Source organism: Lentzea sp. NBC_00516, from assembly GCF_036346835.1.
In the GTDB taxonomy this organism is placed as follows: Bacteria; Actinomycetota; Actinomycetes; order Mycobacteriales; family Pseudonocardiaceae; genus Lentzea; species Lentzea sokolovensis.
In genome coordinates this window covers 3,903,307-3,919,283 of the sequence record NZ_CP107840.1, presented here as the reverse complement: position 1 = coordinate 3,919,283, position 15,977 = coordinate 3,903,307, and the positions used below count along the sequence as shown (strand labels likewise).

Here is a 15,977-nt window from a genome sequence, read left to right as displayed (position 1 = left end):
CCGGCGACTCAGATATTTGGGAGGCTTTCGACGGTAACGGAACGCATGACCCCGAACCGGGCTCCGAACGGGTCGACGAGCACCGCGATCCGGCCGACCCCGTCCAGGTCGTGGGGTGCGAGGAGCACCGGGGCCGAGGCCGCCGTCTGATCCACATCGGCCACCTCGAAGTACGGCAGCCAGAAGGCCTGCGTGTCCGCGACGATGGCGCCGAACAGCCGGCCTTCGCCCGCGCCCGCCGGCCGCAGGAACTGGCCCGGCGCACCGGGAATCAGCTCGATCTCCCACGAGAACAGCGACCGGTAGAAGGTGGCCGACGCGCTGGGCGCGGGGGAGTGGAGTTCGAGCCACGTCAGCGATCCCGGGATCGACACCGCGCCGATCCCAGGGCGTTCTCCTGCCTGCCACACGCCGAACTCGCCGCCGTGCGGATCGGTCAGCCGGACGTCGGCCGCCGGTTCCGCGCCGGACGCGGCGAAGTGGACGGTCCACGAACCGGACTGCGAGGGCACCTGACCGGCCACCGTCCGGCCGGCGTGGGTGAACACACCGGTGCCCGGGGTGTCGAGCGGCTGGTACCCCCAGCCGAGCACGCGCCCGTAGAACTCCGCGGCGACGGCTTCGTCGGACGTGCCCAGATCGATCCAGGCAGGCGCTCCGGGCACGAAGTCGGTAGTGATCATCTACGCCCACCTCCAGCGGATACCTACCCAGTTCACCGACACATCAGTCTCGAAGTGGTGCACGGAGTTCGTGTGGTCGAGTTCCAGGTCGATCGTCCGGTGCGGTTCGGGCTCCTCCCAGTCCTGGAGGTAGACGTGCGGGTCGACGGGCGGCGCGGCCGGGTCGAAGTGCACCTCGATCAGGCTCTGCGCGAGGAAGCACCGCACGCCGTGCGCGTACTCGATGCTGTCCAGCCGTGTCGGGTCGTGCGCGACGAACTCGAAGACCCAGGTCTCGCCTTCCAGCAACGGCTTGTCGAACAGCAGCTCGTCGACGACCACGTGCTCGGTCTCGTCGCGGGTGGACCGGCCGAGACGGCAGTTGCGCACGGGTTCCTGGCGCAGTTCCGCCGTCTCCGCCGAGTCGTCGCAGAAGTAGTGCGCGTAGAAGCGGTCGACGCCGTCGCGGCGGGCCCGGACGACCATCTGCACGTCGACACGGGACGCGTGCCGGGCGGCGTCCACGAACACCCTGTCGTGCCGGGAGAGGATCTCCAGGTCGTTGGCGTTGAAGCCGGGCATCATGCCTGGCACGACGTCCGGCCAGCCGCTCGGGCCGGTGTGCTCCAGCAGGGTCCGCAGCGCGCGGGGCGGCACCTCCAGCAGCTCTTCCAGCACCGAGACGGCCCTGAGCGACTTCGGGGAGATCGGCCGCACCCGGCCCTGCTGCCAGTCGCTCAGCGTCGACAACGCCACCGCCACGTCCTGTTGCGCGAGGCGGAGCCGGAGCCGTTCCAGCGTCAGGCCACGCCGGCGGATGGCCGCTCGCAGCGCCGAGTGGAACGGTCCGATGCGCAGCAGCGCTTCCAGACTGGGCGTCGTTGTCACGCGCATGACTCTAGTGACTACAACGTGAATCCCTCTGGAAACGGATCGGTCTCGTCCAGAAGATACTGACCCATGCCGGTGATCCACGCGCGTCCGGCCACTGTGGGCACGACGGCCGTGCGATCGCCGAGCGGGACCTCTTCGAGCAGCCGGCCGATGAACCTCGTCCCGATGAACGACTCGTTCACGAAGTCCTCGCCGATGCCGAGCCCGCCGCGGGCGTGCAACTGGGCCATTCGGGCGCAAGTGCCTGTGCCGCAGGGTGATCGGTCGAACCAGCCGGGGTGGATCGCCATCGCGTTGCGCGAGTCGGCGCCGTCCTGGCCGGGTGCGGTGAACTGGACGTGCTTGCAGCCGCCGATCGCCGCGTCGACGGGATGCACCGGCCGGTTCACCGAGTTGATCTCGTCCATGATGGACAGACCGGCGGCCAGAATTCGTTCTTTCTCCACACGATCGAACGGGATGCCGAGGTCCGCGAGGGGCACGATCGCGTAGAAGTTGCCGCCGTACGCCATGTCGTAGCGCACTTCGCCGAGTCCGGGCACGGTGACGACGGCGTCCAGCTCGTGCGCGTACGCCGGGACGTTGCGGATCGTCACGAGCTTCGTGCGGGTGTCGTAGTCGGCGAGCACCAGCCCGGCCGGGGTGTCCAGGCGCACGGTCGTGACAGGTTCTGTCAACTCGACCATGCCGGTCTCGACCAGCACCGTCGCGACGCCGATCGTGCCGTGCCCGCACATCGGCAGCAGGCCGGAGACCTCGATGAACAGCACGCCCCAGTCCGCGTCCTGACGGGTCGGCGGCTGCAGGATCGCGCCGCTCATGGCCGCGTGCCCGCGCGGCTCGTTGACCAGCAGCTTGCGGATGTGGTCGTGGTTCTTGATGAAGTTCAGGCGCTTCTCGGCCATGGTCTCGCCGGGGATCACCCCGACACCGCCCGTGATGACGCGTGTCGGCATGCCCTCGGTGTGCGAGTCGACGGCGCTGAAGTACTTGGCGAACCTCATGAGGTCGCCAGCTTCATGTCGGCGTTCACCTGGTCGATCTGGGCCTGGGACAACGGGCCGCGCGGCGGGCGGCACGGGCCGCCGTAGCGCCCGACGAAGTCCATGGACAGCTTGATGGCCTGCACGAACTCGGGGCGCGAGTCCCAGCGGAACGCCGGCACGAGCTTCTCGTACAACGCGCGCGCCTCGTCGAGCTTGCCCTCCAGCGCCAGGTCGAACAGCTGCTTGCTCTCGGCCGGGAACACGTTGGGGTAGCCCGCGAACCAGCCCGTCGCGCCCATCAGCAGGCTCTCCAGCACGACGTCGTCGGCGCCCGCCACGACGGTGAGGTGCGGGGCGGCCGCGCGGATCTCCAGCACGCGCCGGACGTCGCCGGAGAACTCCTTGACCGCCACGACGTGCTCGATCTGGCCGATCTCGGCGATCAGGTCCGGCGTCAGGTCGACCTTGGTGTCGATCGGGTTGTTGTAGACCATGATCGGCAGTCCGGCCTTCGCGACCTCGCGGAAGTGGTGCACGACCTCGCCGCGGTTGGCCCGGTACATCGTCGGCGGCAGGCACAGCACGCCGTCCGCGCCGTCCTCGGCCGCCAGTTCGGCCCAGTGACGGGCCTGGTGCGCGCCCACGCCGTGCACGCCGATGACCGCGATTCCCCGGCCCTTGACCGCGGCGATGGCGGTCTGGGCGACCTCGCGGCGTTCCGCGTCGGTCAGCGACGAGTACTCGCCCAGCGACCCGTTCGGGCCGACGCCGCGGCAGCCGTTCTCGACGACCCACCGGCAGTGCTCGGCGAACTTGTCGAGGTCGGGGCGCAGTCCGGCCGGGGCGCTCGGGTCCTCGGCATAGGGGAGCGCGGTGGCGACGATGACGCCGTCGAGGCGTTCGGTCATGACTTCTTCTCCTCCGGGAGTGCGGCGAGTTCGCCGAGGGGGATCGGGACCGCGATCACGCGGCGTTGGCCGTCGAACGGGACGCCGGTCAGTTCGGCGGCGTTGCGGGCGCAGATGCGGCCCTGGCAACGGCCCATCGCGACGCGGCTGGTGAGCTTGAGCTCGCGCATGCTGGTCGCGTCGGTCAGGTCTTCGAGGCTGACCTTCTCGCAGCGGCACACGGTGGTGTCCGGGTCCAGCCACGTCTGCCAGCCCGGTTGCACGGCGTGCGCCCTGGCGAGGGCCTGGGCGAACAACCTGCCCTTGCGCACGGCTTCCACGGCCTTCGGCGGCGGCTCCTGCCCGGCCGCGGCGGCTCCGGCGATGACGCCCTCGGCTTCGGCGAGGTCGGCGCCGCCGATGCCGGTGACCTCGCCGGCCGCGTAGACGTGCTCGACCGACGTCCGCTGCTGGTCGTCGACGTCGTAGAAGTCGTCGGTGCGGCTCGCGTCCGGCAGGAGATCGGTGCGGGGCAGGAAGCCGTAGCCGATGCAGACGAGGTCGGCCTGCACGGTGCGGTGGCTGACCGGCCGCCACTGGCTGTCGAGCTTCGCGACGGTCACGCGGTCACCGTGCTTGGCGATCACGGCGGTGCGGGTCTCCAGGCGTGGCAGCACTTTCCGGTAGCCGGCGAGCTCGCCGATCTTGTGCCGGTTCGCGGTGATCGCCTTGGCCTCGCGGAGCCATCTGGCGGGGGAGGACGCCTCGTAGACGCCGACGAGCGTGGCGCCGAGGTCCTGCAGCGCGGTGGCCACCGGCAGCAGGAACGGGCCGGTGCCCGCGACGATCACGCGTTCGGCCAGCGTGACGCCCTGCTTCGCGAGGGCCTGGGCGGCGCCCGCGGTGATGACGCCGGGGCCGTCCCAGCCGGGGAAGGGGAGCGGCCGGTCGTAGGCACCGGTGGCGATGATCAGCGCGTCGAACCGCAGTTGCGCCGGTCCACGCAGGTGGAGCGTGTTCCCCTCCACCAGCCAGGCCTCGGTGTTCTTGAGGTGGGTGACCCCGGCGTGGCCGAACTTGGCCCTGCCGCGCAGGTACTGGCCGCCGGCCTCCGGTTCCGAGTCGACCATCACGACCTCGGCGCCCGCGTCGGCGGCGGTTCTGGCGGCGGCCATCCCGGCCGGTCCCGCTCCCACGACCACGACCCTCATGACGTCGTCCTGATCACGTCGCCGTCGCGCAGCGGGTGGCGGCACGCGCGGACCTCGGGCACGCCGTTGATCTCCGCGACGCAGCCGAAGCACACGCCGATGCCGCAGAAGAACCTGCCGGGCAACAACTCCGCGACGTGCGCGACCTCGTGCTCCAGGCCGTTGAACGTCACCTTCACAGCATCACCTCCGGCCGGTCCACGCGGAACGGGTGGGGATCGACCAGCGGGGACTCGCCGGTGAGCAGTTGCGCGAGCAGGCGCCCGGTCGCCGGGGCAAGACCGACGCCCGCGCCCTCGTGACCGGTGGCGTGCCACAGGCCGGGCGTGCGGGGGTCCTCGCCGATGATCGGCAGATGGTCCGGGGCGTACGGGCGGAAGCCGCCGTACGCGCGCATGACCGGGACGTTCGTCAGCATCGGGAAGAGCGCGATCGCCTTCAGCGCCAGCGCTTTCAGCACCCTGCTCTCGATCGTGTCGTCGAAGCCCTTGCGCTGGCGGCTCGACCCGATCAGCACCGTGCCGGCCTGGGTCGACTCGACCACGCCGGACGTCTGCAGGTCCGCGTCGCCGCTCGCGACCGCGCCGACGTAGTCCGCGTCGTAGACCTTGTGCCGGATCGTGCCGGGGATCGGGGTGGTCACGAGCACCACGCCGCGCCGGGGCAGCACGTTGACGCCGAAGTTCCGCGCCCACGGGCCGGTGGCGTTCACGACCGCGCCGCAGCTGATCACGCCGTCCGGGGTGGTGACGCTGCGGCCGTCCGTTGTGGACACCTCGGTGCGCCTGACCTCGATGCCGCGCAGCAGGGTCCGGGTGGCCTTGACGGGGTTGAGCTGCGCGTCCTGGAGGTAGTGGACGGCGGCGGTGATCTCCGGGTTGAGGTGGGGCTCGTGGGTCAGCGCGTCGGCGGTGGCGATCTCGCAGGCGTCGATGCCCGCGGCCCGTTGCTTCGCGGCGAAGGCCCGCAGCGGCACGACGGCCTCGGGAGTCGTGGCGACGACCAGTCCGCCCTTTTCCTCCCATTCGGCGTCCTCCGCCAGCTCCGGCCAGAGCTCGCGACTCGCCCGGGCCAGGTCGAGTTCGGGGCCGGGCTCCTTGTCGCTGACCAGGACGTTGCCCTCACCGGCCGCGCTGGTGCCCGACGCCGGTCCGTGACGGTCGACGACGACAACGCGGAGCCCGCGCGCTCGCAGGGCCTGCGCGCACGCCGCCCCGATGATGCCCGCGCCCATGACCACGACGTCCGGCTGCATCGCCACCTCCGTTCAATAGAATGAACGTTAGTGCTTCGGGTACTCCAGCACTAGTACCGAGCTGACCTCACCGTCGACGGTCTCGTACGAATGCGGCATCGAGCCGGGGAAGCAGACGTAGTCGCCGGGTCCCAGTTCGTACGGTTCGTCCGCCGGTCCCACGCGCAGCTGACCGCTCGTGACCAGCACGTGCTCCTTGCCGGGGTGTCCTTCGCTGGTCTGCGTGGCGCCGGGCCGGACGCGCTGGTCGTAGATCTCCAGCACGGTGTCCCCGATGTCCATCCGCCGCATCAGCCGCAGGTCGACGGCGTTGCTGCTGAGCACCTCGACGTCGCGGGCACGCACCAGCACGACCTCCGGCGGCGTCCGCGCGGTCACCAACTCCGACACCGGCACGTCCAGAGCGTTCGACAAACTGAACACTGTCTCGATCGTCGGGTTGCCCGCGCCGCTCTCCAGCTGGGACAGCGTGCCCTTGGCGATGGACGACCGCCGCGCGAGCTCCGACAGCGACAGCCCGCGCTGCTCCCGGAACGCCCTGATGTTGGCGCCAAGCACCTGACCCGCACTCATAGCCACTGATCGTTGCATAGGCTTGCGCCCATGACTGCGTACACGGAGGCGGAGGGGCAGACCCTCCGCACGGCCGTTTTCGGTGCCATGGTGCTGGTGTCCACTGCGGACCCCGGCTCGGTCGACGAGGAGAGCCAGGCCGGCGTCAGGGCCATCACCCTGCTCACGGACGACCTGCGCGCCATCATCGCCGCCGCGCCACCCTCGCTGCCGAAGGGCTCGGCGTCCGATGTGGAGTCCGGTGTCCTGGCGGCGCTGCGGGACTCCGTGGCGATCATCAACGCCCACGAACCGCGCGACGTCGCGATCTTCCGCGCCGCCGTGTCGGAGATGTGCCGCTCGGTGGCGGGCGCCGACGGCGAGGTGGCCGCGGCGGAACGGGCGATGGTCACCAAGGTCGTCGAAGCGCTGAGCTGACGGCGTTCCGCCTGGCTCAGGTCGCGCTGGGCCGCGACGCGAGCCAGGCGGCGTGCTCCTTGCCGATCACGGCCTCGGTCTCGGCGACCACGGCGGCCCAGTCGCTCTCCCGCACGAAGGGGAGCCGGTGGTCGATGTCCGCGAGCTCGCCGGCCGCGGCCGCGTAGGTGACCCTGAGGTTCTCGTACTGCCGCAGGCCGATCCAGGCCGCGCCGCCCGCGACGGCCGCGGCCATCACGCCGGACAGGTCGACGTCCCAGACGCCGTTGATGCGCAGGATGGCGAACACGATCGCGACGAGCTCGCCGACGATCATCAGGACGCGGAACACGTTCGCGCGGGTCTCGTTCATCGCTGCCCGGTCGCGGTACCACTGCACCTGCGGCTGGACGCGGGCCTCGCGGTAGGCGGTCCTGCGCTCGGCGAACGGCGCGGCGCGCAGCTCGGTCATGACCTGCTCGCCGGTGTCGTTCGCGCTGGTGAGCATGACCTCCCTGCGGTGTTCCCGCACCGCGTCGGCGATGGCGAGCTCCAGTTCCTTGCGCGGGTTCTGGGTGATGCCGTGGAACGGGTCGCCCGCCACGGCGTAGCGCCAGGCCAGCGACTTCACGCGTTCGGCGACCGTCCGGCCGGCGTTCCACTTCAGCTCCGGATGCATCACCCACAGCAGGAGCTCGCCGAACAGCGCGATGAGGAACCCGCCCAGCGCCACCCAGGCCCAGACGTCGACGCCGCCGCCGATCTGCCACTTGAACGCACCGCCGACCGCCGCGACCACCGCGCCGATCAGCCTCACCCGGCTGAACAGCAGGGTGAGGCGCTGTCCGAGCCGGGAGGCCGCCTCCGCGTCGTGGTAGAAGCCGGGCAGGTGCTCGTCGTTCATCCAGGTCCCGTCCCCGTGCGCCGAAGTTGATCGTGGTCAATTATCGCGATGGCGCCTTCTGATGGGCCGGAACCCTGATTGCTCCGATGAGTGCCTACTTTTCGAACGCGTTCGGGCCTTGACCCGGCTGGTTCCGGTTGCAATCATCGGATCTTCTCGCCGCCGCCCCGGACGAGAAGGCGATGGTCATGGGACTACGTCGTTGGTGCGTGGCTGTGGTGGCCGCGTTGCTCGCAGGTCTGCTCACCCCGGGCGCCGCTCAGGCCGAGGTGCAGCATCCGAGACAGGAGTGGCTGCGGCAGTCGACCGCCGGGTTGTTCCTGCACTGGGGCATGTTCACCGCCCCGAAGCACCTGAACTGCGCCGAGTGGGAGCGCGACGTCACCGGCGGCGGGTGGACCCCCGACTACTGGATCGACGAGGCGCGCAAGCTCGGCGCCTCCTACGTCGTGCTGGCGACGTTCCACTCGCGGCTGGGCTACGCGCGCCCGTGGCCGTCGAAGATCCCCGGCAGCTGCGCGACCGAACGGGACCTGCTCGGCGAACTCGTCCGCGCGGGCAAGGCCAAGGGCGTCAAGGTCGTCCTCTACATGACCGACGACCCGCAGTGGCACAGCGAGCAGGGCGTGCAGATGCTCGACTCGGCCGCGTACTCGGCTCATCGCGGCGAGCAGGTCGATCTGACCACGCGTGAGGGCTTCGGCAAGTACAGCTACGACCTGTTCTTCGAGGTGATGAAGAACTACGACGACCTGGCCGGCTTCTGGATCGACAACGACAACGAGTACTGGGAGCGCAACAAGCTCTACGAGCAGATCCGGCAGCTGCGGCCCACCTGGTTGCTGAGCAACAACAACGAGGACACGCCGATCATGGACACGGTCTCGAACGAGCAGAAGACCGGCATGTTCCCGTCCTACGACTACCCGGCGGCGACGTTCACGCCGATGCCCCGTCTGTCCGAGGCCTGCTACAAGCTGCCCACCACGGGCGACTGGTGGTACGACGGCGGAAACCACGCCGTCGACACGCGCCTGAACACCGGCCGCTACATCACCAACGCGGGTTCGTCGATCAAGTCGCTGATGGCCGAGACGCCGATGGTGAACGGCAGGATGCCGTTGGGGCAAGAGGCTTACAACAACTTCATGGCCTCGTGGGTGCCGCCGATCCGCGAGTCGATCCAGGGCGTCGAGGGCGCCGGGTACATGTACGGCGGCATGCAGCCGGGGTTCTGGAACGACGGCGCGCACGGCGTGATCACCATCAACCCCCGTACCGGCAAGCAGTACGTCCACGTCGTCACCCGGCCGCGCGCCGACTTCGTTCGCCTGCGGGACAACGGCTACCGGGTCACTTCTGTTCGTGATCTGCGCACCGGCGAACGGATGCGGTTCTCGCAGTCGGCCGGGCATCTGACGATCCAGGGGATTGCCCGGTGGGACGAGTACGACACGGTGTTCGCCGTGGAAACCGCTGGGCAGCAAGGTTTCTACACTGGCGTGAAGGCTTCGGCGACGTCTTCCTCTGATGGTTTCCCGGCTTCTCATCTGACGGATGGCAGCTACGAGACGTACTGGGACGCTGGCGCCGCGCAGCCCGTCTCGATCTCCTTGGATCTCGGGCGGCGTCGTGCTGCCGCGTTTCTCGCGATCAACCAGCGCGAGTCTTCGCCGACGCACGCCCGCGTGTCGTTCGGGCGGCCAGAGGATTCCTCGCGCATCAAGGATTATCAGCTAATGGCGTCCGTTGACGGCCGCAGCTGGTGGCACGTGCGCAGCGGGGCATTGCCTTCCGCGCGCGGGACGCAGTTCATCGACATCGGCTCGCAGGAGGCCCGGTATTTCAAACTGACCGTGCTGAACACCTGGGGCGGACCGCAGGCTCCCGTCTACTTCAAGCAGCTGAAGATCGACGAGATCCGGGTCGGCCACAGCTATCCACGTGGTGCCGGTGGTGGTGTGCCGGAAGCCGAGGACGCGTCACGGTCGGGTTCGGTCCGCGGCGAGTCCTGCGCGGCCTGTTCCGGCACGCGGCAGGTGACCGGGTTCGGGGGCGAGCGCGATGCCGTGACGTTCCGCGATGTTTCCGTTGGTGCGGCCGGTACTTACAGCCTGCGGCTCGACCTGACGTCCGCCGAGCCCTCTGTCGTTTCAGTCTCCGTGAACGGCGCGGCACCGATTTCCGTTGCGGTGCCACGTGATCGGCCCGACGTGCCGACCCCGACGTCGGTGGCGGTGCCGTTGAACGCGGGCCGCAACACGGTGAAGGTGTTCGGCACCGCCGAGCTCGGCCTGGACCGGATCTCGGTGGGCGGACCGCCACCGTCGACCTACACGCCGAAGACGACCTTGACCGTGGAACCCCATGGCGTGCAATGGGTCGCGCCCGGCCAGCAGTCCGTGAAGATCACCGCACGGCTGCGGCTCGACGCCGACGACCAGATCGACAAGGTGTCCCTCGCCCCGGTGCTGCCCGCTGGCTGGACGCTGACCGGTGCGACTGCGACGCGTGCGTCGATGCGCCTGGCCGGTCTGCTCGAAGGAACCTGGACCGCGACCTCGCCCGCTGGTGCCGACGCGGGTTCGGTGAGCATTCCCGTCACTGCCGCGTTCCAACTGGTCGGTTCCGACCGCAAGGTCTCGGGCACGGTGCCGGTGCGCACCAGACCCGCAGACCGCGTGTTCGTGCGCGAGGCCGAGGACTCCGCGAACCAGTTCGGCAGCACCGGACTGACTAGCTGCGGGCCGTGCTCGGGCGCGGAGAAGGTGCGCAACATCGGCGGCAGCGCGGACGCGTCGGTCACCTTCCCGAACGTGACGGTGCCGGAAACGCGCTCCTACAAGCTGTTCATCCAGTTCACGGTGAACGGCCCGCGGTCGTACTTCGTGACGGTCAACGGTGGTGCGCCGGTCGAGGTCAAGCTCGACGGGGTCGGCAACAACACGCCTTACGTGGCCGAGATCCCGGTGGCGCTGAACGCCGGCGCCAACACCATCAGGTTCGGCAACGACGGCGCGGGCGCCCCGGATCTGGACCAGATCGCGCTCGCTTGATCTCCTTGCCGGGACGGCATCCTCTCTCGGTAGGGTGCCGTCTCATGGGGGATGACTGGCTTGCCGAGTTGCACTGGGCCGCGGAGTTCGAGTCGCCGCAGGAGGTTGCGGAGCTGATCGCTCAGGCGGACGACGTCGACGCGATGGATGAGGAGCGCACCGCGTTGTGGCGCGCCGTGCACGCGAGCAGGCCCGAAAACGTCCAGGTCCTGCTTGCGGCGGGCGCGGATCCGGCGCGTTCGATGATGTACGGGTGGTCGCCGGCGCGGCTCAGCCTCACCACCGACCACCCGTTGCCGACCGAGGAAGTACTCACGGACGAGGAACGTGCCGCCGTCGTGGAACGTGACCGGCTCGTGGCGGTACTCGGCGGCGTTCCTCGCGACGACGGCTACAGCTTGGCGTGTGTCGCGGGCGTGGACGTGGAGACCGCGTTGCACAGGCTGGAGGCGGAGACCGTCGAGGTGACTCCCGAGATCTGGCAGTGGCGGGAGGATCCGCTCGAAGGCGGGGAGGTGCTCGGCGCGACCACCGTGCCCGGCGGGTGCGTCCTGATGCAGCCCAAGGGATTCGCGGCTTCGATGCCGGGCGTGCTCGGCCGGTTGTCGGTGGGCACCGTCGCGTTCGGCATGTTCGCCAACCCCAAGGGTGGCAACCACGGCGACATCCACCGTGACGGCGAATGCGAAGCGTCGGATCTGAACACCGGCGGTGGAGTCGACGAGGAGGAGACAGCGGCTGATGTGCTGCTGGCGCACCTCTACCAGGGCGAACCGGCGGCGTTCTGCCTCGCCTTCGCGGGGTTGCGGCCGACGGACGACCGCGCGTTCACCGCACCTGACCTGTGGCTGCGCCTTCCCGAACGCGATTACTGGGATTCCTGACCTGATTTCTCAGCGACCGGCGCGCATCATGGAGCGATGCTGGATGCACTGCGGCGGCAGCTGAGCGAGCGACTCTTCGAGAAGGTCGCGGGTCCGGAGCGGGCGAAACACGCACGCCGGATCCACGACTCGCCCGGCCCGCGCCTGTTCGCCGCCGACCGGCCGATCCGGCACGTGCACGCTGATCACGCCATGTTCATCGGCGGGCTGCGGGCGTTGCTGTTGCAGTCGTTGCACCCGCTGGCGATGGCGGCGGTCGCGCAGCACTCCGACTACCTCACGGACCCGTGGGGGCGGTTGCAGCGCACGAGCCTCTTCGTCGGTGTCACCACGTACGGCACGACCCAGGACGCGCTCAAGGCCGTCGAACGGCTCGGGCGCGTGCACCAGCACATCCACGGCACCGCGCCGGACGGCCGGCAGTACCGCGCCGACGATCCGCACCTGCTGGGCTGGGTGCACGTGGCCGAGGTCGACAGCTTCCTGTGCTGCCACCGGCGTTACGGCGAGAAGCCGCTCGACGACTACGACGAGTACGTCGCCGACATGGCCGTCATCGCCGACGCGATGGGCATCCCGGATCCGCCGCGCACGGTCGCCGAGCTCGACGCGAAGCTCGACTCCTACCGGCCTGAGCTGAAAGGCACGCACGAGGCGCGCGAAGCGGCCAGGTTCCTGCTGCTCAAGGCGCCGTTGCCGATGCTGGTGCGCGGGCCCTACGCGATCTTGAGTTCCACGGCGGTCGCCACCTTGCCGGTGTGGGCGCGGATGCCGTTGCGGCTGCCCTACCTGCCGATCGCGGAGGCCACCGGGGTGCGGTTCGCGGGCCACGCGTTGATGCGCGGCCTGCGGTGGGTGACCGGTTAGCGGAAGTCGGCGACGCGGAACGCGGAGATCATGTCGTCGTTGCGCTTGTTCTCGGGGCTGAAGGACGCTTCGACGCCCACCCAGCCGCGGAACTGGCCGTTGTCGTCGAGGATCTGCAGCATCGGCTTCACGTGGGAGTTGCCCTTGTAACAGAACTCCTCCTTGCCGGCCGAGTTGATGCTCAGGCAGCTGCACCAGTGCCAGTGCGTGTCGCGGCGGTCGGTGTTGGAGACGCGCACGACGTGGTTCTGGATCGAGGTGTCGCCGCCCTGCTTGCAGCCGCTCCCGCCCTGGCAGGAGTTGGCCGACTCGGGCTGGCGGTAGGTGAGGCACCACGAGGTGGTGGTGCAGGTCCGGTACAGGCCGATGTCGAACCCGCTGCCGTTGCTGACCGGGTTGCCCTTGTCTCAGCCGTGGAACTCCAGCCGCAGGTTGCCGGGGAACGACTGCACGCTCGCCATCTGGCGGCGGGTGGTGAGCGGGGTGTTGCTGCCGTAGCCGTAGCCGGCGGTGGCCAGGGCGTTGGACCGGAAGTCGAGCCTGGCGAGCGTGCCGTCGGGACTCGGGACGACGGCCCACTGCTCGTTCCACCCCGGCACGTCCCAGGTGATGTGCAGCTGGTCGCCGTCGAGCCGGTAGTTGCCGGGCGTCGACTCGTTCGGGGACGAGGTGAAACCGCCGGCGGTCATGACCTGACACGAGCGCACCAGGGTCTGCGGGGACGTCGCCGACGAGGTCGAGCACGAGCTGTCGGGCGTGGTGCCGGTGCCCTGGCGTGCGACCGGTTTGCTTTGCTGCCAAAGGTAGGTGCGCGCTCGCACCTTGCCGTCGGTCGTGAACGTGTAGTCGCTCAGCCGCATCCAGTTCGCCGTGCCCGTCTTGAACGAGCCGCGCGAGACGACGAAGTACGCCTTGCCGCCGGGCAGTTCGGTGGCCGCGGTGGCCGGAGCGGGCAGGAAGGCGAAGAACGACAGCACGAGAAGAACGAGAGGCGCTTTCCGCATTGCATCCCCCAGAGATCAGCTAGGCCTCCAGGAAGTCGACCACGAGTGGCGTCGCCTCGCTCGCGAACTCCTCGAAGTAACCGTGCCGGGCTCCCTCGATCAGGTGCATGACCGCGCCGGGAATCCGCTCCGTGATCAGGGGAGCGTTGGCGGTCGGGTTGAAGATGTCCTCGGTGCCGTGCACGACCAGGGTCGGTGCGGCGATCGACGGCAGCACGTCCCACGCGTCGTGTTCGGCGCTCGCGAAGAGGTGCCGCTTGCGTGCGTGCGGTGGCATCTGCGGGTCGCCGAGCGTGTTGTACGGGCCTCGATAGGCCGGTGTGTACATCAGTGCTTCCAACGCCCTGCGTGCCTTCATCGGGTCGACCTGGGCCAGCGACTTGCGGACCTCGGCGCTGCGCTCGATGCCGTGCGGGCCTCCGGGGGAGGTGCAGCCGAGTACGAGCCGGTCGACGTGCTCGCCGTGTGCGGCCGCGAGCCACTGCGCGATCCGGCCGCCCATCGACGTGCCGTAGACGTGCGCCCTGTCGATGCCCGCGTCGGCCAGGATCGCGAAGCAGTCCTCGGCGAACATCTTCGTGCTGTAAGGGACGTCCGGTTTGTCGCTGGAACCGGTTCCGCGGTGGTCGGTGACGATCGTCGTGAACCGCGCGGAGAAGTCCCCGCGGACCTGTGACCACCACTTCGACGAGTTCGCCTGGCCCGCGATGAGCAGCAGCGGAGGCCCGGAGCCCTCGACCGAGTAGAAGAGGCCGGTTCCGTCGGCGGCACGAGCGTGGGGCACGGAGAGAAGTCTAGAACCTTGACTTCCTGATAGATGGTCTAGTCCAATTCGGGGTGACCCCCTGCCGGCCGCCAACGCGTGAGGGATGGAACCCATGCTGTTGTTCGCTCGAATATCCGCGGTGGCCGCACTGGTGCTCGGCACCGTGATCGTGAGCCTCGCCCCCGCCAGTGCCGCCGGAGTCACGGCGACGTTCTCCAAGCAGGCCTGGAGCACCGGCTACACCGCGACGGTGACGATCAAGAACGAGACCAGCGCGGCCATCAGCTCCTGGAAGGTCGAGTTCGACTACCCGGCCTCGACCTCCGTCGGCGCCTACTGGGACTCGCTGCTCACCAAGAGCGGCAACCACAACGCGTTCGTCAACCGGGAGTACAACGGCTCGGTCGCGCCCGGTGCCAGCGTGTCGTTCGGCTTCAACGCCGCCGGCACCGCGGACCCGTCGAACTGCACGATCAACGGTGCGGCGTGCACGGGTGGCACGGGACCGACGACGTCGTCCACCACCACGACCACGACGACCACCACCACGACGACCACGACCGGTCAGCCGCCCACGGGGCAGTTGCCGCGCAAGGTGCTCGTCGGCTACCTGCACGCCAGCTTCGCCAACGGCTCCGGCTACATCCGCATGAAGGACGTGCCGGACGAGTGGGACGTCATCAACCTCTCGTTCGCCGAACCCACCAGCGCGACGAGCGGTGACCTGCGGTTCAGCCAGTGCCCGGTCGCGGAGTGCCCGAACGTCGAGTCCGAGGCCGAGTTCATCGCCGGCATCCGGGCCCAGCAGGCGAAGGGCAAGAAGGTCAACATCTCCATCGGCGGCCAGAACGGCCAGGTGCGGCTGGAGACCGCGGCGGCGCGTGACGCGTTCGTGCGGTCGGTCGGCGCCATCATCGACAAGTACGGCCTGAACGGTCTCGACGTCGACTTCGAGGGCCACTCGCTGTCGCTGAACCCCGGTGACCTCGACTTCAAGAACCCGACCACGCCCGTGGTCGTGAACCTGATCTCGGCGCTGCGTACGCTGAAGTCCCGCTACGGAGCCAACTTCGTGCTCACCATGGCACCGGAGACGTTCTTCGTGCAGGTCGGCTACCAGTTCTACGGCGGCACGGGCACCGGCGACGCGCGCACGGGCGCGTACCTGCCGGTGATCGAGGCCATGCGCAACGACCTGACGTTGCTGCACGTGCAGGACTACAACTCCGGACCCGTGATGGGCCTGGACAACCAGTACCACAACATGGGCGGCGCGGACTTCCACGTGGCGATGACCGACATGCTGCTCGCCGGGTTCCCGGTGCGCGGCGACGCGTCGAAGGTCTTCGCGCCGTTGCGGCAGGAACAGGTCGCGATCGGCCTGCCCGCCGCGCAGTACGCGGGCAACGGGTTCACGTCCGTCGCGGACGTCCAGACCGCGCTGGACTGCCTCACCAAGGGCACGCGCTGCGGCAGCTACAAGCCGAAGGGCGTCTACCCGAACCTGCGCGGCCTCATGACGTGGTCGATCAACTGGGACAAGTACAACAACTACGAGTTCTCCAAGGCCCACCGGGCCTATCTGCCCCGATAGCGGGTCGGGGGCGGCTTTCGTGAGCCGCCCCCGTTCCC

17 protein-coding genes are annotated in these 15,977 nt (G+C 69.2%); 5 read left to right on the top strand and 12 right to left on the bottom strand.

The window, feature by feature from the left end:
- Nucleotides 1–8: 8 nt before the first annotated feature.
- The 8 genes from OG205_RS17220 to OG205_RS17185 are packed head-to-tail and all read right to left on the bottom strand — an operon-like array spanning nucleotide 9 to nucleotide 6,468.
- Entirely contained in the window at nucleotides 9–683 is a 675-nt protein-coding gene (locus OG205_RS17220) for a hypothetical protein (protein WP_330277263.1), read from the bottom strand.
- Nucleotides 684–1,550 (bottom strand): hypothetical protein, encoded by an 867-nt coding sequence (locus OG205_RS17215; RefSeq protein ID WP_330277262.1) that lies wholly within the window; start codon nucleotides 1,548–1,550, stop codon nucleotides 684–686.
- Between the two features lie 17 nt (nucleotides 1,551–1,567).
- Nucleotides 1,568–2,560: a proline racemase family protein gene (locus OG205_RS17210; RefSeq protein WP_330277261.1), complete on the bottom strand. Its 993-nt coding sequence runs from the start codon at nucleotides 2,558–2,560 to the stop codon at nucleotides 1,568–1,570.
- The gene (locus OG205_RS17205; RefSeq protein ID WP_330277260.1) at nucleotides 2,557–3,450 is read right to left on the bottom strand and encodes a dihydrodipicolinate synthase family protein; all 894 of its coding nucleotides are present in this window, start codon (nucleotides 3,448–3,450) and stop codon (nucleotides 2,557–2,559) included. The genes OG205_RS17210 and OG205_RS17205 overlap by 4 nt, the downstream gene beginning before the upstream one ends.
- The gene (locus tag OG205_RS17200) at nucleotides 3,447–4,640 is read right to left on the bottom strand and encodes an FAD/NAD(P)-binding oxidoreductase (RefSeq protein ID WP_330277259.1); all 1,194 of its coding nucleotides are present in this window, start codon (nucleotides 4,638–4,640) and stop codon (nucleotides 3,447–3,449) included. Before OG205_RS17200 ends, OG205_RS17205 begins: the two co-directional genes overlap by 4 nt.
- Entirely contained in the window at nucleotides 4,637–4,819 is a 183-nt protein-coding gene (locus OG205_RS17195; protein WP_319973081.1) for a 2Fe-2S iron-sulfur cluster-binding protein, read from the bottom strand. Before OG205_RS17195 ends, OG205_RS17200 begins: the two co-directional genes overlap by 4 nt.
- Nucleotides 4,816–5,895: an NAD(P)/FAD-dependent oxidoreductase gene (locus OG205_RS17190; protein WP_330277258.1), complete on the bottom strand. Its 1,080-nt coding sequence runs from the start codon at nucleotides 5,893–5,895 to the stop codon at nucleotides 4,816–4,818. Before OG205_RS17190 ends, OG205_RS17195 begins: the two co-directional genes overlap by 4 nt.
- A 27-nt stretch (nucleotides 5,896–5,922) precedes the next feature.
- On the bottom strand, nucleotides 5,923–6,468 hold the full coding sequence (locus OG205_RS17185) for a helix-turn-helix domain-containing protein (RefSeq protein ID WP_330277257.1): 546 nt from the start codon (nucleotides 6,466–6,468) through the stop codon (nucleotides 5,923–5,925).
- A 30-nt stretch (nucleotides 6,469–6,498) separates the two neighbouring features.
- On the opposite strand from OG205_RS17185, the gene OG205_RS17180 reads away from it, so the two are divergent.
- A complete protein-coding gene (locus OG205_RS17180; protein WP_319973078.1) occupies nucleotides 6,499–6,885 on the top strand; it encodes a hypothetical protein in 387 nt (128 codons plus the stop codon).
- Between the two features lie 16 nt (nucleotides 6,886–6,901).
- On the opposite strand, the gene OG205_RS17175 is transcribed toward OG205_RS17180, so the two are convergent.
- Nucleotides 6,902–7,768, bottom strand: a complete 867-nt coding sequence (locus OG205_RS17175; protein ID WP_330277256.1) for a DUF4231 domain-containing protein — start codon at nucleotides 7,766–7,768, stop codon at nucleotides 6,902–6,904.
- Between the two features lie 182 nt (nucleotides 7,769–7,950).
- Here OG205_RS17175 and OG205_RS17170 point away from each other — a divergent pair, with 182 nt between their 5' ends.
- From OG205_RS17170 to OG205_RS17160, 3 genes are read left to right on the top strand one after another with little or no spacing between them, the layout of a single operon-like run.
- Nucleotides 7,951–10,824, top strand: a complete 2,874-nt coding sequence (locus OG205_RS17170; protein WP_330278174.1) for a CBM35 domain-containing protein — start codon at nucleotides 7,951–7,953, stop codon at nucleotides 10,822–10,824.
- A gap of 44 nt (nucleotides 10,825–10,868) precedes the next feature.
- Nucleotides 10,869–11,708: a hypothetical protein gene (locus OG205_RS17165; RefSeq protein WP_330277255.1), complete on the top strand. Its 840-nt coding sequence runs from the start codon at nucleotides 10,869–10,871 to the stop codon at nucleotides 11,706–11,708.
- 36 nt (nucleotides 11,709–11,744) lie between these two features.
- Nucleotides 11,745–12,575, top strand: coding sequence for an oxygenase MpaB family protein (locus OG205_RS17160; RefSeq protein ID WP_330277254.1), 831 nt, complete (start codon nucleotides 11,745–11,747; stop codon nucleotides 12,573–12,575).
- On the opposite strand, the gene OG205_RS17155 is transcribed toward OG205_RS17160, so the two are convergent.
- The 3 genes from OG205_RS17155 to OG205_RS17145 all read right to left on the bottom strand — a co-directional run bounded on the left by OG205_RS17155 (nucleotide 12,572) and on the right by OG205_RS17145 (nucleotide 14,363).
- Nucleotides 12,572–12,814 (bottom strand): hypothetical protein, encoded by a 243-nt coding sequence (locus OG205_RS17155; protein WP_330277253.1) that lies wholly within the window; start codon nucleotides 12,812–12,814, stop codon nucleotides 12,572–12,574. The two genes, OG205_RS17160 and OG205_RS17155, sit on opposite strands and share 4 nt — an antisense overlap.
- A gap of 168 nt (nucleotides 12,815–12,982) precedes the next feature.
- The gene (locus tag OG205_RS17150) at nucleotides 12,983–13,579 is read right to left on the bottom strand and encodes a hypothetical protein (protein ID WP_330277252.1); all 597 of its coding nucleotides are present in this window, start codon (nucleotides 13,577–13,579) and stop codon (nucleotides 12,983–12,985) included.
- 19 nt (nucleotides 13,580–13,598) lie between these two features.
- Nucleotides 13,599–14,363, bottom strand: coding sequence for an alpha/beta fold hydrolase (locus OG205_RS17145; RefSeq protein ID WP_330277251.1), 765 nt, complete (start codon nucleotides 14,361–14,363; stop codon nucleotides 13,599–13,601).
- 94 nt (nucleotides 14,364–14,457) lie between these two features.
- Here OG205_RS17145 and OG205_RS17140 point away from each other — a divergent pair, with 94 nt between their 5' ends.
- Nucleotides 14,458–15,939: a chitinase gene (locus OG205_RS17140; RefSeq protein WP_330277250.1), complete on the top strand. Its 1,482-nt coding sequence runs from the start codon at nucleotides 14,458–14,460 to the stop codon at nucleotides 15,937–15,939.
- The last annotated feature ends 38 nt before the right edge of the window (nucleotides 15,940–15,977 follow it).